The 24434-nt window shown below is 62.0% G+C and carries 19 protein-coding genes; 5 read left to right on the top strand and 14 right to left on the bottom strand.

What is annotated here, in order from left to right; translation table 11 throughout:
- Window positions 1-34: 34 nt before the first annotated feature.
- The 9 genes from ACTRWK_RS08435 to xdhA form a co-directional block, all read right to left on the bottom strand.
- The gene (locus ACTRWK_RS08435; protein WP_289082085.1) at window positions 35-1420 is read right to left on the bottom strand and encodes a PepSY-associated TM helix domain-containing protein; all 1386 of its coding nucleotides are present in this window, start codon (window positions 1418-1420) and stop codon (window positions 35-37) included.
- A 68-nt stretch (window positions 1421-1488) separates the two neighbouring features.
- Window positions 1489-1854 carry a hypothetical protein gene (locus tag ACTRWK_RS08440; protein WP_005852060.1) on the bottom strand — a complete coding sequence of 122 codons (366 nt, stop codon included), beginning with the start codon at window positions 1852-1854 and terminating at the stop codon, window positions 1489-1491.
- 132 nt (window positions 1855-1986) lie between these two features.
- Window positions 1987-3060: a BMP family ABC transporter substrate-binding protein gene (locus ACTRWK_RS08445; protein ID WP_005852062.1), complete on the bottom strand. Its 1074-nt coding sequence runs from the start codon at window positions 3058-3060 to the stop codon at window positions 1987-1989.
- A gap of 52 nt (window positions 3061-3112) precedes the next feature.
- Window positions 3113-4033, bottom strand: a complete 921-nt coding sequence (locus ACTRWK_RS08450) for an ABC transporter permease (RefSeq protein ID WP_005852064.1) — start codon at window positions 4031-4033, stop codon at window positions 3113-3115.
- Window positions 4033-5115: an ABC transporter permease gene (locus ACTRWK_RS08455; RefSeq protein WP_009826323.1), complete on the bottom strand. Its 1083-nt coding sequence runs from the start codon at window positions 5113-5115 to the stop codon at window positions 4033-4035. Before ACTRWK_RS08455 ends, ACTRWK_RS08450 begins: the two co-directional genes overlap by 1 nt.
- A gap of 87 nt (window positions 5116-5202) precedes the next feature.
- Window positions 5203-6723 carry an ABC transporter ATP-binding protein gene (locus ACTRWK_RS08460; RefSeq protein WP_009826324.1) on the bottom strand — a complete coding sequence of 507 codons (1521 nt, stop codon included), beginning with the start codon at window positions 6721-6723 and terminating at the stop codon, window positions 5203-5205.
- Window positions 6720-7691: a xanthine dehydrogenase accessory protein XdhC gene (xdhC, locus tag ACTRWK_RS08465; protein WP_037943642.1), complete on the bottom strand. Its 972-nt coding sequence runs from the start codon at window positions 7689-7691 to the stop codon at window positions 6720-6722. The genes ACTRWK_RS08460 and xdhC overlap by 4 nt, the downstream gene beginning before the upstream one ends.
- Window positions 7681-10086, bottom strand: a complete 2406-nt coding sequence (xdhB, locus tag ACTRWK_RS08470; RefSeq protein ID WP_462843879.1) for a xanthine dehydrogenase molybdopterin binding subunit — start codon at window positions 10084-10086, stop codon at window positions 7681-7683. Before xdhB ends, xdhC begins: the two co-directional genes overlap by 11 nt.
- The gene (gene xdhA / locus ACTRWK_RS08475) at window positions 10083-11501 is read right to left on the bottom strand and encodes a xanthine dehydrogenase small subunit (protein WP_462843880.1); all 1419 of its coding nucleotides are present in this window, start codon (window positions 11499-11501) and stop codon (window positions 10083-10085) included. The genes xdhB and xdhA overlap by 4 nt, the downstream gene beginning before the upstream one ends.
- A gap of 224 nt (window positions 11502-11725) precedes the next feature.
- Between xdhA and dnaE the strand changes: the two genes are divergently transcribed.
- On the top strand, window positions 11726-15259 hold the full coding sequence (dnaE, locus tag ACTRWK_RS08480) for a DNA polymerase III subunit alpha (protein WP_289082082.1): 3534 nt from the start codon (window positions 11726-11728) through the stop codon (window positions 15257-15259).
- Window positions 15260-15304: 45 nt separating this feature from the next.
- On the opposite strand, the gene ACTRWK_RS08485 is transcribed toward dnaE, so the two are convergent.
- Window positions 15305-15499 carry a SlyX family protein gene (locus tag ACTRWK_RS08485; RefSeq protein ID WP_037943646.1) on the bottom strand — a complete coding sequence of 65 codons (195 nt, stop codon included), beginning with the start codon at window positions 15497-15499 and terminating at the stop codon, window positions 15305-15307.
- 158 nt (window positions 15500-15657) lie between these two features.
- Here ACTRWK_RS08485 and hisS point away from each other — a divergent pair, with 158 nt between their 5' ends.
- Genes hisS through hisG form a run of 3 tightly spaced genes read left to right on the top strand, consistent with a single transcriptional unit; the run spans window position 15658 to window position 18931 of the window.
- A complete protein-coding gene (gene hisS, locus ACTRWK_RS08490; protein ID WP_037943647.1) occupies window positions 15658-17166 on the top strand; it encodes a histidine--tRNA ligase in 1509 nt (502 codons plus the stop codon).
- Window positions 17166-18245: an ATP phosphoribosyltransferase regulatory subunit gene (locus ACTRWK_RS08495; RefSeq protein WP_289082081.1), complete on the top strand. Its 1080-nt coding sequence runs from the start codon at window positions 17166-17168 to the stop codon at window positions 18243-18245. The genes hisS and ACTRWK_RS08495 overlap by 1 nt, the downstream gene beginning before the upstream one ends.
- Entirely contained in the window at window positions 18242-18931 is a 690-nt protein-coding gene (gene hisG / locus ACTRWK_RS08500; RefSeq protein ID WP_037963380.1) for an ATP phosphoribosyltransferase, read from the top strand. Before ACTRWK_RS08495 ends, hisG begins: the two co-directional genes overlap by 4 nt.
- Window positions 18932-19066: 135 nt before the next feature.
- On the opposite strand, the gene ACTRWK_RS08505 is transcribed toward hisG, so the two are convergent.
- The gene (locus ACTRWK_RS08505; RefSeq protein ID WP_005852088.1) at window positions 19067-19498 is read right to left on the bottom strand and encodes a DUF1489 family protein; all 432 of its coding nucleotides are present in this window, start codon (window positions 19496-19498) and stop codon (window positions 19067-19069) included.
- 134 nt (window positions 19499-19632) lie between these two features.
- Here ACTRWK_RS08505 and ACTRWK_RS08510 point away from each other — a divergent pair, with 134 nt between their 5' ends.
- Window positions 19633-21915 carry an adenosylcobalamin-dependent ribonucleoside-diphosphate reductase gene (locus ACTRWK_RS08510; RefSeq protein ID WP_289082080.1) on the top strand — a complete coding sequence of 761 codons (2283 nt, stop codon included), beginning with the start codon at window positions 19633-19635 and terminating at the stop codon, window positions 21913-21915.
- 410 nt (window positions 21916-22325) lie between these two features.
- Here ACTRWK_RS08510 and ACTRWK_RS08515 read toward each other — a convergent pair whose 3' ends face one another.
- The 3 genes from ACTRWK_RS08515 to ACTRWK_RS08525 form a co-directional block, all read right to left on the bottom strand.
- Complete coding sequence (locus ACTRWK_RS08515; RefSeq protein ID WP_146152945.1) at window positions 22326-22718, bottom strand: hypothetical protein; 393 nt, start codon at window positions 22716-22718, stop codon at window positions 22326-22328.
- Window positions 22708-23058, bottom strand: a complete 351-nt coding sequence (locus ACTRWK_RS08520; protein WP_107277674.1) for a hypothetical protein — start codon at window positions 23056-23058, stop codon at window positions 22708-22710. The genes ACTRWK_RS08515 and ACTRWK_RS08520 overlap by 11 nt, the downstream gene beginning before the upstream one ends.
- 296 nt (window positions 23059-23354) lie before the next feature.
- Window positions 23355-23768 carry a hypothetical protein gene (locus tag ACTRWK_RS08525; RefSeq protein ID WP_037943652.1) on the bottom strand — a complete coding sequence of 138 codons (414 nt, stop codon included), beginning with the start codon at window positions 23766-23768 and terminating at the stop codon, window positions 23355-23357.
- Between the last annotated feature and the right edge of the window lie 666 nt (window positions 23769-24434).

The raw sequence follows: 24434 nt of genomic DNA on the forward strand, positions 1-24434 counted from the left end.
CGCCGTATTTGACAAACGGCGCGGGGGCTTCAGGTCAGGTCAGACGGTGGCGCAGCGCGGGTAGGCGCGACAGGATCAACACATCGACCGCCAGCACGCTCAGCAGCACGGCCCCTGCCATGGGGAAGGCCATCGACACGAACAGCCCGACCAGCACGGCACCCTGCCACAACGGCAGCTCTGACGGCATGGGCGGGGCGGACAGGCGGCCGGCGGCGGTAGGGCGACGCTTCCACCAAAGCACCAGCGCACTGACGCAGAGGAACAGCACCGACAGGCAGACCAGCGTATTGGCCAGCACGCTCAGCAGCCCCAAGGTGCCCATGTGCAGCGCAATCCCCACCGCCATGGCTTTGCCCGCAAGCGAATAATCGGCATAGCGCACATCGGCGAGGATATTGCCGCTGTGCTGGTCGATATGCACGGTGCGGTCCGACATCGGGTCGGTGCTGTCGGTGTTCATGGAATCGCGGCTCAGCGTCCAGACGCCGGTATCGCCCTGCGGCAGGTTCATCTGATAGCGCGCGTCAAAGCCGATCTCGCGCGCCAATGCATCGATGCTGTCAATGGTGACGGCCCCTGCAACGCCCGCCTCCCCAGCCGCGCTGCCAGAGGCAGGCATCGGCGTCTGTTCCAGCGCCCAAGGCACCTCGCGGCGGTGGTGGTTCATGCTGGCGTGGATGTCGTCCGATAGGGGCACGGCATCCCATTTCTCGGCAGGGAACTGGCTCCAGGCTTGCACCATCTTGCCGCCCCAGATGCCCGCCCAGGACAGGCCCGAGATCAGGAACAGCACCAGAAATGCCGATACCCAGATGCCCACAACACCATGCAGCGATTTCCACATCGCACGGCCCTTGGTGAAACGTGGCACCAGCGTCCCGCGCCAGCCTGCACCACGCGGCCACCACATATAAAGCCCCGTGGCGATCAGCACCAAGGCGATCGAGGCCGCGGCTTCAATCATGCGATCACCGGTCACCCCCAGCATCAGATCACTGTGGATGCCATCCGCGAAATCGTACCAGCCGGACCGCCGCGGAAAGCTCTCGATCACCTTGGCCGTATAGGGATCAACCGCAACCATCACCGCATCCCCATCGTGGTCCACGCGGAACAGGGCCGCCAGATCAGGCGCGCGGGGGGCCACATATTGCACCAGCGTGCCGCCGGGCACGGCCTCGACCGCGGCTTGCGACTGTGCCGAGACCGACAGGACGGTTTCCTGCACGGTCACCGGGGTAAATTCACCGTCGCGCCCGTCAATCCAGGCGATCCACAGCATCGCCATGCCGGTTATGGCGAGAACCGACAGAAAGGGCAGCACGAACAGCCCGGCATAGAAATGCCAGCGCCATGCAGCAAAGTAGAGTTTGTTCACGCCGCCGTCGGGCTGCGTGGTTTGGGTAGGGGTCGTCATATGAGGGCTCCAAGCCTAAGGGCCTGCATCATCGGCAGGCGGAAAGAATGAACAGATGGGATAGATGTTCAGACTTGGGGCGGGGCGCGGGTCAGCCGGCTGGGGTCAGGCTTGCGTGTGTGCAGCAGCCGTTTCGCCACAAAGCGCAGGGTTTGCGTTTTCTCAAGCACGGGAACGGGCAGGCCGGTGACCGCTTCGGGCAGCGCCATGGCACCGATCAGACGGCAGGTCTTACAATCGGCCATATTGCCTGAATGCGGGCTATCACCAGTGCCGCAGAGGTCCGCCAGCGCGCCGCCATTGGCAACATAGGCTTGCAGCTCGGGCGACAGGTCTACGGGCGCGAAACGATGCGCAAACCCCGATGTCGCAAGCGACAGCAGCACCAGAACGGTGGCAAGCAGCTGGCAGGGGAAGGCGGGCAGAAAGCGCATGTACCTTCTGTAGGCAGCTTGAATGCCCCGCACCAGATGCGTTTTGTCGCAAGACGGGGCACCGCGCTGATTTCGCAACAAAAAAGGCCCCGCGGATGCGAGGCCTTTGATCGTGTCAGGTCAGTGTCCGGCTTAGTTCGGAATGTCGCCCTTGATGCCTTCGACATAGAAGTTCATGCCCGCCAGCGTGCCGTCATCGGCTGTTTCGCCTTCCGCCAGGAAATCGGAACCGTCCTGCTTTTTCAGCGGGCCGGTGAACGGGTGGTAGGACCCATCCGCGATCGATGCTTTCAGCGCCAGCGCTTCTTCTTTTACGTCGGCAGGCACGGCGTCCGTAATCTCGCCGATACCAACCATGCCGGCACCGATGCCGTCCCATGTGTCTTTGCTTTCCCATGTGCCATCCATGACCGCTTTGGTGCGGGCGATGTAATAGGGGGCCCAATCGTCAATGATCGACGAGACGCGCGGCTTGGGCGCGTATTGCGCCATGTCGGACGCCTGACCAAAGGTGATCACGTCGCCGGCTTCTTGCGCCGCCGCCTGAGGTGCTGTGGAATCGGTGTGCTGCAAGACAACATCCGCACCCTGTTCGATCAGAACCTTGGCGGCGTCTGCTTCTTTGGCGGGGTCAAACCATGTGTAGGCCCAGACGATCTTGAACTCGACATCGGGGTTCACCTTCTTGGCGTGAATATAGGCCGAGTTGATGCCACGGATCACTTCGGGGATCGGGAAGGACCCGATATAGCCGATAATGTTCGATTTGGTCATCTTGCCCGCGATGTGACCCTGAATGGCGCGACCTTCGTAGAAACGCGCGGAATAGGTCGACACGTTGTCGGCACGCTTGTAGCCGGTGGCGTGTTCGAATTTCACATCCGGGAATTTGCCCGCGACGTTGATGGTCGGGTCCATATAGCCAAAAGACGTGGTAAAGATCAGGTCCGCGCCGTCCAACGCCATCTGCGTCATCACACGCTCGGAATCGGGGCCCTCGGCCACGTTTTCAACAAAGACGGTTTCAACAGCGTCACCGAATTCTTTCTCGACTGCCAGACGGCCCTGGTTGTGTTCATAGGTCCAGCCGCCATCGCCGACGGGGCCAACAAAGACAAAGCCGACTTTGGTCTTGTCTTGGGCATATGCGCCGCCCGCAAGCCCAAGCGCCAGTGCCGCGCTGGCCATAAGTGTGGTGAATTTCATAACGTAGTCCCCTGAGTAACGCGCCTTTTATCCGGCGCTTGAAGATAGGCCCCTAGTGAGAGGCGTGGAAAGTGCGGCCCAGCGATGCCGGAGCAGCGCTTTTATCCGCGGAAAGGATCACCAGCACAAGGATGGTGATGAGGTAGGGCGACATTGCCAGATACTCGACCGGAATGGCAACGCCCGCGCCTTGCAGATTCAGCTGAAGCTGCGTGATACCGCCAAAAAGATAGGCACCCAGCAACAGCCGCCAGGGCTTCCAGCTGGCAAAAACCACCAGCGCAAGGGCGATCCAGCCCACACCGGCGGTCATGCCTTCTGTCCATTGGGGCACACGGATCAGGCTGATGTAGGCCCCGCCCAGACCGGCACAGGCCCCGCCGAACATGATCGCCAGCGTACGGATGCGCACCACCTTATAGCCAAGGGCGTGGGCCGCCTCGTGGCTTTCGCCGACAGCGCGCAGGATCAGCCCCATGCGGGTGAATTTCAGCACTGCCCAAACGGCGACGACCAGCGCAAAGCCCAAGTACAGAATAATGTCATGGGAAAAGAAGATCGGCCCGATGACGGGAATGTCATGCAGCGGGCCAAAGTTCACATCCGGCAGGCGCGGTGGTTTGATCCCGACATAGCTTTGCCCCAGCAACGCCGAAAACCCCAGCCCGAACAGCGTCAGCGCCAAGCCCGATGCGACCTGATTGGCCAATGTGATCTGCGTCAGGAAGGCGAACAGCAGGCTCAGCAACGCGCCCCCCACGGCCGCGGCGGCAAAGCCCAACAGGGGCGATCCGGTTTCAACGGCGGTCGCAAAGCCGCAGATCGCGCCGATGATCATCATCCCTTCGACCCCAAGGTTCAGCACGCCGGATTTCTCGACCACCAACTCGCCCAAAGCGGCAAAGATCAGTGGCGTCGCCGCCACCAGAAAGCCCGCGACAAAGAGCACGGGATTGATTGCAGACAGATCCATTACGCGACCTCCGTCCGGCCAAGGCGCAGCCGGTAATGGGTGAAAAGATCAAAGGCGAGCAGGAAGAACAGCAACATCCCCTGAAACACCTGAATGGCGGCGGCAGGCAGTCCCAACTGGCTTTGCGCGATGTCGCCCCCGATATAGGTCAGCGCCATCAGACCACCGGCCAGCAGGATACCCACCGGGTGCAACCGCCCCAGAAAGGCGACGATGATCGCGGTGAACCCGTAGCCCACGTTGAAATCGATGGTGATCTGCCCCGCAGGACCCGCGACCTCGAACATCCCTGCCAGACCGGCCAGCAGACCCGACATGCCCATGCAGAACAACACCAGCCGTGTCGGGTTCACGCCGGAAAACCGCGCCGCCCGCGGCGCCTCCCCGGTCACGCGGATGGCAAAGCCCAACCGGTGCCGCGCCAATAAGACATAGGCAAAGATCACCGCGATCAGGGCGGCAACCACCCCCCAATGCATCCCCGATCCCGCGATCAACTCGCCATTATGGGCCGATGCATATTGCTGCAGGTTGCGGCTGCCCGGAAAGCCGAAGCCTTCGGGGTTTTTCAGCAACCCAAGGCTGACAGAGGCGAGGAACTGTTCCGCCACATAGACCAGCATCAATGACACGAGAATCTCGTTCGTCCCGAACTTGACCTTGAGCACGGCAGGGATCATGGCCCAGACCCATCCGCCAAGCGCGCCTGCAAGCACCATCACCGGAAAGATAAAAACACTCTCTGCGGGGTAGAAGGCCAGACCTGCTCCGGCACCGCAAATGGCCCCCATGATGTACTGGCCCTCGGCTCCGATGTTCCATATCCCCGCCTTGAACCCCAGCGACAGGCCAATGGCGATCAAGACCAGGGGTGCGCCTTTCACCAGCAGTTGCGGGCGATAGTAAAAGGCGAAATCGCCGAACAGCGGCTCCCAGAAAATCGTCATGATCGACGCCACCGGGTCTTTGCCAAGTACCGCGAACAGCGCGCCGCCAAAAACCATCGTGGCAATCACCGCCAGAACCGGCGTTGCATAGGAAAACGCCCGGCTGGCCTGCGGCCGTTTCTCAAGCCGCATCATGCCGCGCCCCAGTTCTTGTCATCTACTTCATTTTGCAAGGAAAACTCCACGGGGGTGTGGGGGTGTGAAACCCCCGCAAGCAACGCGTCAAACATGCGCCACCTCCATCCCGTGGGCCCCGCCCATCATCAATCCGATCTCGTCCACCGTCAGCCCTGCCGCGGCACGCGGCTCCGACAGGCGGCCTTCGTTCAGCGCGGCGAAGCGGTCCGAGATTTCCATCAGCTCGTCCAGATCTTGACTGATCACGATCACCGCTGTGCCATTCTCGGCCAGATCCAGCAACGCCTGTCGGATCGCCGCCGCGGCAGAGGCATCGACCCCCCATGTGGGTTGGTTGACCACCAGCACCTGCGGATTTTGCAACACCTCGCGGCCGATGACGAATTTTTGCAGGTTCCCGCCCGACAGCGACCGCGCGGCATTACCGGGGCCGGGGGTGCGCACGTCAAAATCCGCGATGATACGTTCGGCAAACCGTTTGGCGGCGGGCCAGTTCAACATGCCGCGCCGCTCCAGCTTTTCGCGCACGGCACCGGTCAGCATCGCGTTCTCGGTCAGGGACATATCAGGGGCGGCGGCATGGCCAAGCCGTTCCTCGGGCGCGGTCAGGATACCCAGACGGCGGCGCGCGGTGGGGCCAAGCTGGCCCACGTCCTGACCCTCGAACCCGATCATGCCAGCGGCGGTCGGCAGCTCGCCCGACAGGGCCGACAACAATTCATCCTGCCCGTTGCCCGCCACGCCACCGATGCCCAGAATCTCGCCCGCGCGGACTTGCACGGTGATGTCACGCAGCGGCATGCCAAAGGAACTGGGCGAGGGCGCGGACAGCCCCCTCAGGTCCAGCTTGACCGCGCCGGGGGTCTTGCCTGCGCGGGTCGGTGTCTTGAGCGTGCTGCCCACCATCATTTCTGCCATATCCCGTGCCGTCGTCTCTGACGGGGTGCAATGGCCTACCACTTTACCCAAACGCAGGATCGTGGCGCTGTCACACAGGCTGCGGATCTCTTCGAGCTTGTGCGAGATATAGAGGATCGCGGTGCCTTCGGCGCTGAGCTTGCGCAGGGTTTTGAACAGGATTTCAACTTCTTGCGGGGTCAGAACGCTGGTGGGTTCATCCATGATCAACAGTTTGGGGTCTTGCAGCAGGCAGCGGATGATCTCGACCCGCTGGCGTTCACCGGCAGAAAGGTCGCCGACGATGCGGTCGGGGGCCAGCGGCAGGCCGTAGGCCTCGGACACGTCGCGAATCTGCTTGCTGAGGGTGCGCAGCTTGGGCGCGTTCTCCATCCCCAGGGCGATGTTTTCGGCCACGCTGAGCGCGTCAAACAGCGAGAAATGCTGGAACACCATGCCCACACCGGCGGCGCGTGCGGCGCGGGGCTCGTGCGGGGCGAAACTGGCTCCGTGCATCTGCATCGTGCCGCTATCGGGTTTGACCAGCCCATAGATCATCTTGACCAGCGTCGACTTGCCCGCGCCGTTTTCCCCCAGCAGCGCGTGGACTTCGCCCGGCGCGATCCGCAGTGACACGTCATCATTGGCGACAACACCGGGGTAGGCTTTGGTCAGCCCGGAAAGCGCCAGAAGGGGCGTGTCGGTCATGCGCAGCGTTCCTTTTGTGTCAAACGAACCTGTTTATTCGTGCGGGCGGGTTCAAATTGCAAGAGTTGCGTGGCCACCCCAAGCGCAATCGCTTGAGGATGCTTGCCAAATTGCCGCGCGCCGATGGGGCAGGTGATGCGGGCGATCTGTTCGGGGGCATGGCCAAGGGCCGCCAGACGGCTGCGAAACCGCGCCCATTTCGTGTCTGATCCGATCAACCCGCCAAAGGCGAAATCGCGTTGCAGCAAGCGGTGGCACAGGTCCAGATCGTCGTCATGGGCCGGTGTCATGATGAAATGCGCAGCGTCATCTTCGGCGCTGTCCAGCGCGGCACCCCAAGGGCCGTCGACGCCGCTGACGCCCTCTGGCAGATCGTCCAGATACCCGGGGCGCGGGTCGGCGAGTATGACGCGAAACTGCGGCAGCGGGGCCAGAATACGCGCCAGTGCGCTGCCGACATGGCCCGCGCCGTGAATGACCACTTGCCGCGAGGGCTGCCACAGCGGCTCTGCCAACCAGCCGCCGTGCAGGGTAATGGCGAGCGGTGTCGCGCCGCCACTGGCACGGTCGATCTTGGCGCGAAAACTGTCGGCAAGGGGCGGGGCCGCCGGATCAACAGCGCGCAGGTAGATGTCGGGGTAGGTGTCGGGCAGGGCTTCGACTGTGGCGGCGTCGAAACGCTCTGTCACCACCGTCACCGCCCCGCCGCAGCATTGGTTCATCGCGGGGCCAAGGGCGGCGCGGGTCAGCTTGCTGCGCGGGCCACCTGCGAGCATGGCCGCGGCATCGCGCATCGATTGCAGCTCAAGCTGGCCGCCGCCGATGGTGCCGGATGCACCGCCCGCCCAGACCAGCATCGACGTTCCCGCCGGACGCGGGGCAGAGCCTTTGACCTGCACCAGAACGATGCGCGCCACCGTGCCATGCGCGGCAACGGCCTGCGCCAGGGCTGCGCGGTCAAAGGGCATTGCGGGCCTTCCCGATGGCGGTCAGCACTGCTTCGGCCGTGGCGGGTGTTTGCAGGTCACCAAACCCGTCCCCACAGGCGCTTACCGCATCCGACAACGCCATGAAGGCCGAGATGCCCAGCATCAGCGGCGGCTCCCCCACCGCTTTTGACCGGTAGATCGTCTGCGCGGGGTTGGGTTCGTCCCAAAGCGCCACGTTGAACACATCGGGCCGGTCCGAGATGGCGGGGATCTTGTAGGTCGACGGCGCATGGGTTTTCAGCGTGCCCTTGGCATCCCAGACGAGTTCCTCGGTCGTGAGCCAGCCCGCGCCCTGCACATAGCCGCCTTCGATCTGGCCAATGTCCAGCGCGGGGTTCAGCGATGCGCCCGCATCGTGCAAGATGTCCGCGCGCAAAATGCGGTTTTCGCCCGTTAGCGTGTCGATCACCACTTCGGTGACGGCTGCGCCATAGGCAAAGTAGAAGAACGGGCGGCCCTTGCCCTTGATGCGGTCCCATTCGATTTCGGGCGTCTTGTAGTAGCCGGTGGACGACAGCGACACGCGGTTTTCATAGGCGGAGGCGGCGGCTTGGGCAAAGCTGATCTCCTCCTCCCCGATATGAACCTGGCCTTGGGCAAAGCGTATCTGGTCTGCGGTAGTCTGATAACGCTCGGCCAGATGGTCGGCGATGCGGTCGCGGATCGTGTCGCAGGCCGCTTGGACCGCCATGCCGTTCAGGTCCGTCCCCGAAGACGCCGCCGTAGCCGAGGTATTGGGCACCTTGCCCGTATCCGTCGCGGTGATCTTGACGACCGAGAGGTCGACGCCAAAGCGACTCGCGGCGACTTGCGCGACTTTCTGGAACAGGCCCTGACCCATTTCCGTGCCGCCGTGGTTCAGGTGGATCGACCCGTCCTGATAGACATGTACCAACGCCCCCGCCTGATTAAGGTGGGTGAGGGTGAAAGAGATGCCGAACTTGACCGGCGTCAGCGCGATGCCGCGTTTCAGAACCGGCTGCGTCGCGTTCCAGTCGGCAATGGCGGCGCGGCGTGCGGTGTAGTCTGATGTCTGGGCCAGCCGGTCGGTCAGCGCGTTGATGATACAGTCCTGCACCGGTTGGTGGTAGGGGGTGGTTTGCAGACCCGTGGGCTGGGGTGGCGTGCTCTCTTGTGGTGCGGGCGGTGCCCCGCGAGAGGCAAGATCAGCCTCGGTATCATGGGGCAGGGCGCGGTGGTCATGGGCCTGTCCGGTTGCGTCAGGCTGCATCACATCGGCGTAGAAATTGGCGCGCCGCACCGCCAGCGGATCAAACCCGAGTGACTGCGCGATATGGTCCATAACCCGTTCGATGCCCACGATCCCCTGTGGCCCGCCAAACCCGCGAAACGCCGTGGCGCTTTGCGTGTTGGTGCGCAAGCGGTGCGAGGTGATGCGGATGTTATCGAGGTGATAGGCATTATCCGCATGCAGCATCGCACGGTCGGCCACGGGCAGGGACAGGTCCATCGCCCAGCCACAGCGGGTGTAATGGGTGAAATCCAGCGCCGAGATGCGGCCAGTGGCGTCAAAGCCTACGGTATAGTCGATGCGGAAATCATGGCGTTTGCCTGTGACGATCATATCGTCATCGCGGTCATATCGCATTTTGCAGGGGCGTCCCGTGCGCGCGGCGGCGACGGCACAGGCCACGGCGAGCGCATTGCCCTGACTTTCCTTGCCACCAAAACCACCGCCCATGCGTCGCGTCTCTACCCGCACGGCGTGCATCGGCGTGCCAAGCGCCTCTGCCACCTTATGCTGGATCTCGGTCGGGTGCTGGGTCGAGGAATGGACGACCATGTCGCCATTATCTTGCGGCAGGGCGAGGGCGGCCTGACCTTCGAGGTAGAAATGCTCTTGCCCGCCGATATTGATCGTCCCGCTCAGAGTTTGGGGGGCGGTGGTCAGCGCGGCGGCAGCGTCCCCCTTCTGGTAGATGCGGGGGCCATCCTCGAACCGAGCATCGGCGGCCAGCGCCTCTTCGATGGTCAGGATCGGCGCGGTCGGGGTGATGTCCACCGCCCCAAGCCGCGCGGCGTGGCGAGCGGCAAGGTGGGTTGTCGCGATGACCATGAAGACGGGCTGGCCCGCATAATGTACCGCGTCGGTGGCCAGCAGGGGTTCGTCATGGTTGGAGGGCGATACGTCATTGTCAAAGGGCAGATCTGCCGCCGTCAGCACCGCCACCACACCGGGGGCAGCAGCGACATCGCGCAGGTCCATGCCGTTGAGCGTGCCCGCGGCCACCGTGCTCAGTCCAAAGGCGATATGCAGCGTTGTGGCCGGTGTCGGGATGTCATCGACGTAACGCGCAGCCCCCGTGACATGGAGCTTGGCTGCATCATGGGGGAGGGGTTTGGCAACGCTCATGCTGTCACCTCGTGCAGGTTCGTGGGCAGGCCGTTCACGTCATGCAGATAGCGCAGCAGCAGGTTCTGGGCGGTCAGCAGGCGATACTGCGCCGAGGCGCGCATGTCGGTCATTGGCTGATAATCCAGCGCCAAGGCATCCATCGCGCGTCGGATCGTCGCCTCGTCAAAAGGTTGGTTGATCAACAGGGCTTCGGTCTGGCTTGCCCGTTTCGGCGTGCCTGCCATGCCGCCAAAGGCGATGCGTGCGTCTGTGATCACATCGCCGGCGCGGGTGATGTTGATACAGCCGCACAGCGCCGAGATGTCCTGATCGAAACGTTTGCTGATCTTGTAGCAGCGCAGGCTGTCACCCCTGCCGGTGGGGAGTTTCGGGACGGTGATCGCCTCGACAAATTCTCCGGGGGCGCGGTCCTGTCTGCCGTAGTCGATAAAGAAGTCTTCAAGCGGCAGGCTCCTGCGGGTGTCGCCGTGACGCAGGTGCAATGTTGCCCCCATCGCGATCAGCGCCGGAGGGCCGTCCCCGATGGGCGAGCCATTGGCGATGTTACCCCCGATGGTGGCCGCATTGCGCACCTGCGCCGAGCCATATCGCCGCAGCATCGCGCCCAAGCTGGGATAGAGCGGGGCAAAATGCGCGGTGAGCGTGGCAAGGGTGGTGGCTGCGCCGATGCGCCAGTGATCCCCGCCATCGGTGATGCCGCGCAGGTCGGGGATCTGGTTGAGAAACACGACCGGCCCCAGATCGCGGAATTGTTTGGTGACCCAGAGGCCGACATCCGTTGCCCCCGCAATCAGGGTCGCATCGGGGTGATCGGCGTACCAGTGGGCCAGTTCATCCGTGGTCGTGGGGCGCGAGGTCGCAGGGGGCTGTCCGCCCCCGTCCGGCTGCGCCGGCCCCCCCGAGGATTTTGGGCCATCTGGAAGTTTGAGGTTGCGCAGGTGGGCGGGCACGGGGGCGGCCTCGGCGGCTTTGGCGGCGCGGATGATGGGCGCGTAGCCGGTGCAGCGGCACAGGTTGCCGGCGAGCTGCGTGTCGTGATCCGTGGCCCCGTTCAGATGGTCGGTGGCCATGGTGACGGCAAAGCCCGGCGTGCAAAAGCCGCATTGGCTGCCGTGGTGGTCGATCATGGTCTGCTGCACGGGGTGCAGGCTGCCGTCAGACGCCGATAGCCCTTCGACGGTGGTGACGGATTTGCCGTTGATCTGGGGCAGGAACAGGATGCAGCCGTTCAGGGCGCGGTGGCCCTGGTCGTCGCTGATCATGACGGAACAGGCGCCACAATCGCCTTCATTGCAGCCTTCCTTGGTGCCGGTCAGGTGTCGGGTTTCGCGTAGCCAGTCCAGTAGCGTCATGGTGGGGGAGACGCCGGTCAGTGACACGACTTCCCCGTTGAGGAGAAAAGTGATGTCCATAGGGTTCGTTCCGCCGCGGTACCTCAGCCCGTGATCTGCGCGGCGTTCGATGCGACGTAGAACGCGGCGCGGGCAAATGTTGAACGAGGCTAGGCGGGGGCAAGGGGGCTTGGCAAGAGATTTCGTGGCGTCCTGCGCTCTAGGGCGTGTCGTGTTGCTGGAAAAACAGGCGCGGGGTGCCGGTGGGACTGGTGACTGCGGGTGGGCTTGGGTAAGTTGACCCCATGGCACAAGCACCCCGATTCATTCACCTGCGCACGCACTCCGAGTATTCGTTGTTGGAAGGGGCGTTGCGGCTGAAAAAGCTGCCTGATCTGTGCAAGGGGGCCGATATGCCGGCGCTGGCCCTGACGGATACCAACAACATGTTCGCCGCGTTGGAATTCTCGGTCGCCATGGCGGGGGCCGGTGTGCAGCCGATCATCGGCTGTCAGGTGGATCTGGCCTATGTGAAGGTGCAACCGGGGGAAAAGCCGCGCGATCCGGCCCCTGTGGTTTTGCTGGCCCAATCCGAGGCCGGGTATGAAAACCTGATGAAGCTGAACTCCTGCCTATATATCGACAAGGGTGGGGCGCTGCCGCAGGTCACCTTGGAGGAGCTGGAGGCGCTGAACGGTGGGTTGATCTGTCTGACGGGCGGGGCGGGCGGCCCCGTGGGGCAGCTGTTACAGGGCGGTCAACGTCCCGCGGCAGAGGCATTGATGGCACGGCTGCACGGGGCTTTTGCCGACCGGCTTTACGTCGAGTTGCAGCGCCACCCCGGCGAGGATGGCCAGCCCGTAGCCGAACAGCTGACCGAGCGGGGCTTTGTCGAGATGGCCTATGACATGAGCATCCCCCTGGTCGCGACGAATGACGTCTATTTTCCCAAGGCCGATATGTACGAGGCCCATGACGCGCTGATCTGTATCGCGGACGGGGCCTATGTCGATCAGCAGCAGGACCGTCGCCGATTGACTGCGCAGCACTATTTCAAGTCGCAGGCCGAGATGGTGACGCTGTTTGCGGATTTGCCGGAGGCAATCGAGAATACCGTCGAGATTGCCAAGCGGTGCGCGTTTATGGCGTATCGGCGCGATCCGATCCTGCCGAAATTTGCGGATGACGAGATCGAAGAGCTCAAGCGGCAGGCGCATGAGGGGCTCAAAAACCGGCTCAAGGTGATCCCCCATGCCACCACCGTCGAAGAATATGAAAAGCGGCTGGATTTCGAGCTGGGCATCATCGAGGGCATGGGGTTCCCCGGCTATTTTCTGATCGTTGCCGATTTTATCAAATGGGCGAAAGACAATAATATTCCCGTCGGGCCGGGGCGGGGCTCGGGAGCGGGTAGTCTGGTGGCCTATGCGCTGACGATTACCGATCTGGACCCGCTGCGCTATCAACTGCTGTTTGAACGGTTCCTGAACCCCGAACGGGTATCGATGCCCGACTTTGACATCGACTTTTGTATGGATCGCCGGGAAGAGGTGATCCAGTATGTGCAGCGCAAATACGGGCGCGACAAGGTGGGGCAGATCATCACCTTCGGGGCGCTTTTGTCCAAGGCGGCGGTGCGTGACATCGGACGGGTGTTGCAGATGCCTTACGGGCAGGTGGATCGCCTGTCCAAGATGATCCCCGTCGAGGGCGTGAAACCTGTCAGCATCGAAAAGGCACTGGCGGATGAACCACGCCTGCGCGAGGAGGCCAAGAACGAGGAAGTTGTCGCGCGGCTGTTGAACTATGGCCAGCAGGTCGAGGGGCTGTTGCGCAACGCATCGACCCACGCGGCGGGGGTTGTGATCGGGGACCGGCCGCTGGACGCGCTGGTGCCGCTTTATCAAGACCCTCGGTCCGATATGCCCGCGACGCAGTTCAACATGAAATGGGTCGAACAGGCCGGTCTGGTCAAGTTCGACTTTCTGGGCCTCAAGACCCTGACCGTCATCCAGAACGCGGTCGACCAGATCAAATCCTCGGGCCGTCACCTGCATGTGGCCGCCGACGGGACAGAGCTGTTCGAGCCGCCCGAGGGGCTGATCGACGATATCGCCACCATCCCGTTGGACGACGAGGCATCTTACAAGCTTTATGCCAGCGCCAAGACGGTGGCGGTGTTCCAGGTGGAATCCAGCGGCATGATGGATGCGCTCAAGCGGATGAAGCCGACCTGTATCGAAGACATCGTGGCCTTGGTCGCGCTATACCGGCCCGGCCCGATGGAGAATATTCCGGTCTATTGCGAGGTCAAGAACGGCCAGCGCGAGCGGGAATCCGTGCATCCCTCGATTGACCACATCCTCGAGGAAACGCAGGGCATCATCGTCTACCAGGAACAGGTTATGCAGATCGCGCAGGTCATGGCGGGCTATAGTCTTGGCGGCGCTGACCTGCTGCGCCGTGCGATGGGTAAAAAGATCGCCGAGGAAATGGCCAAGGAACGCCCCAAGTTCGAAAAAGGCGCGATGGCCAACGGGGTCGACAAGAAAAAGGCGTCCGAGGTTTTCGACCTTCTCGAAAAATTCGCCAACTATGGTTTCAACAAATCCCACGCCGCCGCCTATGCGGTGGTCAGCTATCAGACCGCATGGCTCAAGGCGAACCATCCGGTCGAATTCATGGCCGGCGTGATGAACTGTGATATCCATCTGACCGATAAGCTGGCGGTCTATTTCGAAGAGGTCCGCAAACGGCTGGAACTGCCCTGGGTGCCGCCTTGTGTGAACCGCAGTGATGCGACGTTCAAGGTGGTCGAGGGCGCGTTGGTCTATGCTTTGGGCGCGCTGAAAAACGTCGGGGTGGAAGCGATGAAGCTGATCACCGAAGGCCGCAAGGTTGACGGTGTGGACAAGCCCTTTGCCACGCTCTTTGATCTGGCGCGGCGGGTTGATCTGAAACGGGTGGGGAAACGTCCGCTTGAGATGCTGGCCCGCTCCGGTGCGTTCGACCAGCTGGACAACAACCGCCGACGCGTCTGGCAGTCGCTGGACGGGTTGGTCAGCTATTCCGCCGCGATCCACGAGCAGAAAGCCTCTAATCAGGTGTCGCTGTTTGGCGAGGCGGGGGATGACTTGCCAGAGCCGCGCATCGTGCCTTGCGACGATTGGGAGGCCGCCGAGCGCCTGACCGAAGAGTTCAAGGCCGTGGGCTTCTATCTGTCGGGCCACCCGCTGGACGATTACATGGGGCCGATGAAACGCAAATCCGCTACGGGCGGTGTGCCGTTCCTGACGCTGGACGAGCTGACCGAGAAAGTCTCGGTCAAAGGGGCGATGAACGCCCGTCTGGCAGGGATCGTCGCCGGACGGCAGGAACGTAAATCAGCGCGCGGCAACCGCTTTGCCTTCGCGCAACTGTCGGACCCCACGGGCGCTTACGAGGTGACGCTGTTCTCGGACACGCTGGAACTGGCGCGCGACCATCTTGAAACAGGGTCGAAGGTCGTGGTCATGGTCGAGGCGACGATGGAAAGCGACCAGTTGAAACTGCTGGGCCGGTCGGTGGTGCCGATCGACACGGTGGTCGAGGATGCGGGCACTATGGGGCTGCGGATCTTTGTGGATGATGCGGGGGCTATTCAGGCGGTCGCCGATGTGCTGGCCGGTGCCCGATCCGCGGCGCGCAGCGCGGGTAAGGGGCCGGTACAACTGTGCCTGATGGACCCGACCCTGCCCGGCGAGGTGGAGGTTGACCTCTGCGCCGAATACCCTGTCACCCCCAAGATCAAGGGTGCCATCCGGTCCCTGACCGGCGTGATGGAGGTAGAGGAAATCTGACGCGGCCCATCGGGGCGGCGGCAGCTTCCTGGATGGGGTTTCCGATCAATAGTGCGGCGGGCGTTCGTTGCCGATAACAACCCCGTCGGAGCCCGCTGCCTCGCGTTCGCCCTCGCGCTGCATCAGCATATGAACCCGCCGTGTCAGGGTCGCGATCTCTGTCTCCTGACGGGCGACGACATCGGACAGGTCATCCACCGTACGGATCAGATGGGCCATTTGTTCTTCGAGCTTATCCATGAGGGCACCTTGCAGCTTGCGCGTTTGCCGTCCTCCTAACAGGTTGTCGCGCGTTCGATAAGGGGGGATGCGTGCCGCGGCGGGGCCGCGTCGCTTGCCCTTGGCGGGGGGTTGGGCTAGACGCGAAGCGCGATATTCAGCCCACAGGATGTGATCCAATGGCCAAGCCAAAAAAGACCCCCCGCCCCAAGGCCGAAACGCCAAAGGGGTTTCGTGACTATTTCGGTGCAGAAGTAACACAGCGTGCCGAGATGCTGCATAAGATTGCGCAGGTCTATCATCGCTATGGCTTTGACGCGCTGGAAAGCTCCGGGGTCGAGACAGTGCAGGCTTTGGGCAAGTTCCTTCCCGATGTGGACCGCCCCAATGAGGGCGTCTTCGCGTGGCAAGAGGATGCAGAGGCGGACAAGCCCGGCGACTGGCTGGCCCTGCGCTATGACCTGACCGCACCGCTGGCACGCGTCTATGCACAACACCGCAACGATCTGCCCACGCCCTATCGGCGCTATGCGATGGGGCCGGTCTGGCGCAACGAAAAGCCGGGGCCAGGGCGTTTCCGCCAGTTCTATCAATGCGATGCCGATACGGTCGGCGCACCGTCGGTCGCGGCGGATGCAGAAATCTGCGCGATGCTGGCCGATTGTCTGGAAGAAGTCGGGATCGACCGCGGGGACTACATCGTGCGGGTGAACAACCGCAAGGTGCTTAACGGTGTGATGGAGGTCGCAGGCGTGCTCGATCCTGCCAACCCCGACAATTTCGCCCACGAGCGCGGCATCGTGCTGCGTGCGATTGACAAGCTCGACCGGCTGGGTCTGGACGGGGTGCGCGCATTGCTGGGCGCGGGCCGCAAGGATGACAGCGGCGACTTTACCGATGGCGCAGGGCTCAGCGATGAACAGGCCGATGTGGTCATGGGCTTTATGCAAGCCAAACGCGACAGCGGTGCGGAAACCGTCGCGCGGTTGCGTGAACTGGTCGCGGGTTCTGAGACAGGCGCGCAGGGCGTGGACGAGCTGGAAACCATCGCCGATCTGATGGCGGCCGGCGGCTACGGCGCTGACCGCGTAGAGATCGACCCCTCGGTCGTGCGCGGCCTTGGCTATTACACCGGTCCGGTGTTCGAGGCGGAACTGACCTTCGAGATCCAGGACGAAAAAGGCCGGCCCCGCAACTTTGGCTCTGTCGCAGGGGGCGGGCGCTACGACGATCTGGTCAAGCGCTTCACCGGTCAGGAAGTCCCTGCAACGGGTGTTTCTATCGGCGTCGACCGGCTGCTTGCCGCACTGCAGGCCAAGGGCCGGATGTCGGCGCAGGCCGAAGGGCCCGTAGTGGTGACCGTGATGGATAAGGCGCGCATGTCCGACTATCAGGCGATGGTCGCTGAACTGCGTCAGGCAGGCATCCGGGCCGAGGTTTATCTCGGCAACCCCAAGAACTTTGGCAACCAGCTGAAATATGCAGACCGCCGCGCCAGCCCGGTGGCGGTGATCGCGGGCGGGGATGAATTCGACAAGGGTATGATCCAGATCAAGGACCTGATCTTGGGCGCGAAAATCGCTGAAAGCGCCACGCTGGAGGAATGGAAAGACCGCCCCAGCCAATACGAAGTGGCGCGTGGGGATCTTGTCTTTAAAGTGCGCGAGATACTGGAGCTGAACCGCTGATGGCTACACGATCCGATATCCTCGCCAAAGCCGCAAGCCTGCGCGCCTTGTTCGAGGCGCAGGGCGCGGCGGTGGTGGAACCGCCGATCCTGCAACCCGCCGAGACCCTGCTCGACCTTTATGGCGAAGACATCCGCGCGCGCGCTTATGTCACCTCGGATGCGATGCGGGGCGAACAAATGCTGCGCCCCGATTATACCTTGCCCGTGGTGCAGATGCATATGGCCCATGGGGCGGACCCGGCACGCTACACCTACGCGGGCGAAGTGTTTCGCCGTCAGGAACGTGACCCCAACCGCGCCAATGAATATATTCAGGCGGGCTACGAAGTCTTTGATCGTGGCGATCCCGCGGCAGCCGATGCCGAAGTCTTTGCCCTGATCCAGGGCGCGTTGGAGGGGCTTCCGGTCACTGCCGTGACGGGGGATATCGGTATCTTGATGGCTGCGGTTGCGGGGCTGGATACATCGGCGTCGCGCAAGGCGGCACTGATGCGGCACATCTGGCGGCCCCGCCGGTTCCGTGCGTTGCTCGACCGCTATGCTGGCAAAACGCCGATGCCCGCGACCCGCGCGGCGCTCTTGGCCAGTGACGGTGCTATTACCGCACCACTGGTCGGCCTGCGCAGTCTGGAAGAGATTGAAACACGCATCACCGCCCTGCGCGCCGACGCCACCGAGCCGGCCCTGTCGCGGACGCAGGTGTCCTTGCTGCTGGCACTGCTGGATGTGCGTGAAACCATGCCCAATGCGATCAGCCAGTTGCATGACCTTGCCGTCGATATGCCCGCGATCTCTGATGCGGTGGACCGTGTCGCGGCGCGGGAAAAGGCGCTTGCCGCCCGCGGTGTCGATACCGGTAACCTGATGTTCGAAGCCAGCTTTGGCCGCGTGTCGATGGAATATTATGACGGGTTCGTCTTTGGCTTCCGCGCGGCGACACGGCCCGACCTGCCCACCATCGCCACAGGCGGACGCTATGACGCGCTGACACGGCGGCTGGGGCAGGGCGGCGAAATTCCCGCGGTGGGGGGCGTCATGCGCCCCGGGCTGATGCTGGAACTGGAGGCAGGCCAATGACGATCAAACTCGGTGTGCCCTCCAAAGGGCGTCTGATGGAGAAAACCTTTGAATGGTTTGCCGCGCGAGGGATCACCTTGCAGCGCACGGGCTCCGAACGTGAATACGCGGGGGCCGTCGAAGGCATTGAGGGCGTGTCGTTGATCTTGCTCTCTGCGGGCGAAATCCCCCGCGAACTCGCCGCTGGCCGTATCCATCTGGGCGTCACCGGCACCGATCTGGTGCAAGAGAAACTGGCGCTGTGGGATCAGCTTGTCGCCCCGGTAGAAGAGCTCGCCTTCGGGCATGCCGATCTGATCATCGCGGTGCCTCAGGCCTGGATCGATGTGGATACGCTCGATGATCTGGATGCCGCCGCCTCGGCCTTCCGCGACAAGCACGGGTTCCGCCTGCGCATCGCGACGAAATACCACCGGCTGGTGCGGGAATTCCTACGCAGCACCGGTGTCGCGGATTATGCGCTGGTCGACAGCCAGGGGGCGACCGAAGGCACGATCAAGAATGAAACCGCAGAGGCCATCGCCGACATCACCTCGAGCGGGGAGACATTGCGCGCCAACCACCTCAAGATCCTGTCCGACGGGCTGATCCTGCGGTCCCAGGCGACGCTTTGGCGCAGCCGGATGGCAGAGATGGATGATGCGGATCGCGCGACGATGACGGCCCTGCTGGCGCGGCTGTCCTGACGCGCATGCGCGCAGCATCCTGCGGATGCGCCTCCGGCGGGAGTTTAAGGGCAAAATGAAGAGGCACGCGCGGCCCTGCTTCATTTTGCCAAATAAACTCAAATCCCGCGGGGGATGCGTGCGCAGGGGCTGCTGCTAGAGCACGCCGATCTCGGCCAGCGCGCGGTTCAACTCGATGGGCAGGGGCTCTTCGTGGTCGCGGCCTTCGGGCAGATCGGCAGGGGCATCCTGCGGCGCAAGGTAGCGCCACCCCTGAAACGGGCGTTTGAGGCTGCCTTGCACCCGGATGATCTTGGGGTCCAGCACGATCGCGCAGCGGCGCACACCGTCCGCGCCCGATGTCTCGTCCAGACGCAGGATTTTCTGACGACACTGGATCACTCCTTTGATCACCCAGAAGATCGACCCGCCGTTCAGAATCTCGGGTTCGCGTTTGGGCCACATGCGGGTCACGTGGCGGGGAAAACCGTCCTCGGTTTGCACGCGTTTTTTTTCCTGCCATGCGGCCAGGTCATCGACGGTTTCCGTGCCGACGGACAACTTGATGAGATGTATATGATTTTTCACAGAATCCTCCTGCGTCCGCCTGCGTCGGACACGACATAATGTAGACGTAAGTGCCGCAGCTTCAACCTGTTGTGCTTGCGCTTTGATTTGGGGTATGGTGAACACCTTCCCAAACAGCCCTCAAGGAATCGAATATGTCACGATTTGCCGCCCCCATTGCCGAACAGATTTGGGACATGAAATACCGTTTTAAAGATGCCGACGGCACGCCGCGCGATGTGACGGTAGAAGACAGCTGGCGGCGAATCGCCCGTGATCTGGCACAGGTCGAAAAAGCACCGGAAAAATGGGAAGAGGCATTTTACGAAGCGCTGGAGGATTTCAAATTCCTCCCCGCGGGCCGCATCACTGCCGGGGCAGGTACTGCGCGCCGTGTGACATTGTTCAACTGTTTCGTCATGGGCACCGTGCCTGACAGCATGGCCGGCATCTTCGACATGCTCAAGGAAGCCGCTGTGACCATGCAGCAGGGGGGCGGGATCGGCTATGACTTTTCCACCATCCGGCCCCGTGGCGCGGATGTGCTGGGGGTCTCTGCTGACGCCTCCGGCCCGCTGAGCTTTATGGATGTCTGGGATGCGATGTGTCGGACGATCATGTCCGCCGGGTCGCGCCGTGGCGCGATGATGGCCACAATGCGCTGTGACCACCCCGATGTCGAAGACTTCATCGCCGCGAAATCCGACCCCGCGCGGCTGCGGATGTTCAACATGTCCGTGTTGATCACAGACCCTTTCATGGATGCGGTCAAGGCCGATGCCAGCTGGGATCTGCAGTTCAACGGCAAGGTCTACCGCACCGTTCAGGCCCGTGATCTGTGGAACCGGATCATGAAAGCCACGTACGAGTTCGCCGAGCCCGGTGTGATCTTTATCGATCGCATCAACGAGGCCAACAACCTGAGCTATTGCGAAACCATCGCCGCCACAAACCCCTGTGGGGAACAGCCGCTGCCGCCCTATGGTGCCTGTTTGCTGGGGTCGATCAATATGGCGCGGATGGTATCCGATCCGTTTGGCGACAACCCTCAGCTGGATGTCGAGGCGCTGAACAAGCTGGTCGCGACCGCTGTGCGCATGATGGACAACGTCGTTGACGTGTCGAAATTCCCGCTTGACGAACAGCAGGCAGAGGCGAAAGCCAAGCGCCGCATCGGTCTGGGTGTCACCGGTCTGGCGGATGCCTTGTTGATGGTCGGGCTGCGCTATGGCTCGGACGCGGCGGCAGAGCAGACCGAGGCATGGCTCAAGGCGATTGCACGGGCGGCCTATCTGGCCTCCGTCGATCTGGCGAAGGAAAAGGGGACCTTCCCGCTGTTCGAGGCGGACGCCTATCTGGCTTCCGGCACCATGCAGCAGATGGATGAGGATGTGCGCGACGCCATTGCCGAAAACGGCATCCGCAACGCGCTTTTGACCTCGATTGCGCCCACAGGCACCATCAGCCTTTATGCAGGCAACGTCAGCTCGGGGATCGAGCCGGTCTTTGCCTATGCCTACACCCGCAAGGTTCTGCAAAAGGATGGCAGCCGGACGGAGGAAGAAGTCGTCGATTACGCCGTACAGATGTGGCGCGATCTGAAGGGCGACGCGCCCTTGCCGGACTATTTCGTTAATGCACAGACGCTGGCCCCTCTGGATCACGTCAAGATGCAGGCCGCGGCACAGAAATGGGTCGACAGCAGCATCTCGAAAACCATCAACTGTCCCGAAGACATCAGCTTTGACGCGTTCAAGGATGTTTATATGGCCGCTTGGGATCAAGGCTGCAAAGGCTGCACGACCTATCGTCCCAATGACGTGACCGGATCGGTTCTGTCGGTATCGGAAAGCGCCGATACAGCCCCGGGCGAGGTTGCGGCCCAAGCCACCGCAGAGGAAGGCGGCGAGGTCGTTTATATGTCCGATCCGCTGGACCGTCCGGAAGAGCTTGAGGGCTCCACCTACAAGATCAAATGGCCCGACAGCGAGCATGCGCTGTATATCACCATCAACGATGTGGTGATCGGCGGGCATCGGCGTCCGTTCGAGGTCTTTATCAACTCCAAGAACATGGAGCATTTTGCCTGGACGGTCGCGCTTACCCGCATGATCTCTGCCGTGTTCCGTCGCGGGGGCGATGTGTCCTTTGTCGTCGAGGAGCTGAAGGCCGTCTTTGACCCGCGCGGCGGCGCCTGGATGCGCGGCAAATACATCCCGTCGATGCTGGCCGCCATCGGGGGCGTGATCGAACAACACCTGATCGCCACCGGTTTTATCGCGGGCGAAGGGCAGGGGCTGAAATCCGACCCGCAAGCCAAGGTCGTCGGCCTGGAGGCCCCCCGCGGCAAAGCCTGCAGCAGCTGCGGCCAATACGACCTGCGCATGGTCGAAGGCTGCATGACCTGCGGCAGCTGCGGCCATAGTAAGTGTGGCTGATTGGAGTTGTGGGGTGAGGTTTCTGTTCTGACTACCAATTCATGGCCATTGGCCGGGTTAGAGTAGCCATTTTGCAAGCATAAAAGGTCAATCGGGCGGAAACGCCCGATTATCTCGTTTTGGCGAAGCGAATGGTGCAAGGACTGGTTCGCCTTTGTCCTGAAGGATCTGGGGCGGTGAAGGGGCGTTCAATAATGGATTAAAGAAATTTTCTCCAATTGGCGGTCGCTCCAGTATTCAGCCTAAACGCAGACGCACCAAATCCCACGGTGCGCGAGCTGTCAGGAAGGGGAGTTTCCGGAGGGGTCGTCGCGCCACATCTCGTCAAGTCGGTCTCTTGGCACTTTCTGATGTGCTTCAACAGAAAAAGGGCGGCTTGCGCCGCCCTATGTCAGAAATTTACGTTTTCTTTATTGTGAACGCCAGTCCCGTAGCGCGCTTTCGATGCGCACACAGGCTTTCAGCGCTTCATGCCTTGAGTGATACCCATAACAAGAGGGGCACTCATAGCTATCACCGCCCGTCTCCTGGACCCGGTACCCCAAGGCTACAAATGCCTCGAAAGCAAGTGGAGCCAGGGACACGGAATGCGTGGCCGAACTTGTAACCGCAAGGCCAGCGATCTCGCGGTCGCGTTGAGTATAGTGCCGGCCAACCAGCACACGCGCCTTCGAGAGGGGAAAGCGCTGATTGAGCCACAGCGTGATATCGCAGATATCCTGTTCCGGACCGAACGTACCAGGATGGTTTTTAAGGCGGTTCTCTTGGCAGATCTGTAATACGCAGCGCGGGTCATCGAGCATGGCTAAACTTACCATGAATCTCGCTGATCCGGGCGCCGTGCCATCGAGCCATATCAGCTGCCGCGAAGCTTCGCTCAATGCCGATCTTGTCGAGCGATGAACACGACTGATCCGCGAGAAAGCGGGTGATATCGTTCACGGCATCTTCGACCGCATCCGCATCCGGGAAAGAATGGCTGAATGCGCTATGCAGGCGGCACAAGGCTTCAAAGCCGGCTGGATCGTCGAGCGCGTCGAGCAGGTTGCAAAGCCCGGCGCCATTGCGACGCAGGTGTCTCTCAGTCGCAGCGACCGCATCGTAGCGGGCCTGGCTAATATTCGCGGTGTCCGTGTTGAGCATGATTGTCTCCCTTGCATGCATGAAAGGTGCTGGTGTTGCCTGATTCATCGGCGTCATGTTTTCTGCGGTTGGGAGATGCGTTGTGTTCGGCAGGGTCCTTTCGGTTCATTTCGAAGGCTGGTGCTGGTGACGAGAACATTGGTCGTTCTTTTAGGAGACGAAGAAGAAATCTACAGCCGGGGTCACTTTTTCGATTAATCCGGCATGCAGAAGATGGTCCTTTGAAGTTGGGAATCCTGTTCTGCGCCCCAGAGGAATGCCGCCGACAGCGCGCGTTGCGCGGCCGGCGAAGCACTTCAGGCGGCCATCTGCGCCGGAAGGTCGAGTGCTGGCACCTTCCGCTTCGTGTCCGAGTCGCTGATGCTAATTAAGAGATCATAGAGCCGGTCGGTGAGCAGGCAGAGTTCCTCCACTTCGGCGCTGGCGGGATTGAGGAGGGTCCAAGACGACAAGTCGGGTTCGAAAGCCTTTAAGACAGGGTCTAAAGAAAGGAGACGGTGGAGATCGACCAACCTGCGTCGCATTGGGTGGTCGAGGCGTGGTGCCTCGCGCAACATCGACATGAGGCGCAGAACGCGGGCGGTTCCGGCATCACCGTCGATCAGCCCCGCGGCGGTACACAGCGCGGTTCCGTGCTTAGTGAAGAACGCGCGGACGATGGCGATTTGCGGTTCTGCGGGCAGGATCTTCGTTGGGAGCGTGCGCAGCATGATGGTCCTCCTGTTTGTTGCGCTTCTGCCTTTCGTGGCAGCATCAAGCCTGACCGTGTTCCGAGGAAATGCGACCGCGTCGTTGCCTCTCCGTTTCTGCTTCTCGATATGAACATTGGCCAATTACTGTGAGCACGAAGAGAAAATTTAATTTTTCTGAGACCCCGCTGCCGAGGATTTCAAATCTTACCATCACAACTTTAGCCGACGCCGTGCTGGGACTGGAAGTCGTCGTTACCGTCCTTATTTACGAAGTTCGCTTAAGGGGCGGAGCGGGTTCTGCGGTCACCCGAGGCAGGTATGTTACATTTTTTAGGTTTCGGTCAGGAAATAGTTTCCGGCTAAACGTGACCATTCCATTTCCTCGGTATGACGGGCTGGCATGGAGATGCCCTCAACGACCGCACGATGAGCGAGGAGAAAGGAGAAGGCGCAAAATCCAGATGATCTGGACGCTTTGCAAAATACTACATCACTGAAGACGCAGCGCGCTGCTGGGAACTGATCATTCCCCAGAGATGATGGCACGCCTTTGAGAGGAAGCCTAAACGTGCATCCGAGAAGTTTTCCCATGTCGTCTGTAAAAGAAGGCTGACTTTGGCGGCCTTTGAAGTCCCGGCCACCGACGGGAGGTGGTCACGAGCGTGGTGGCGCTCGTGCTAACCG

The organism is Sulfitobacter sp. G5_S2_6_S6, assembly GCF_054968505.1.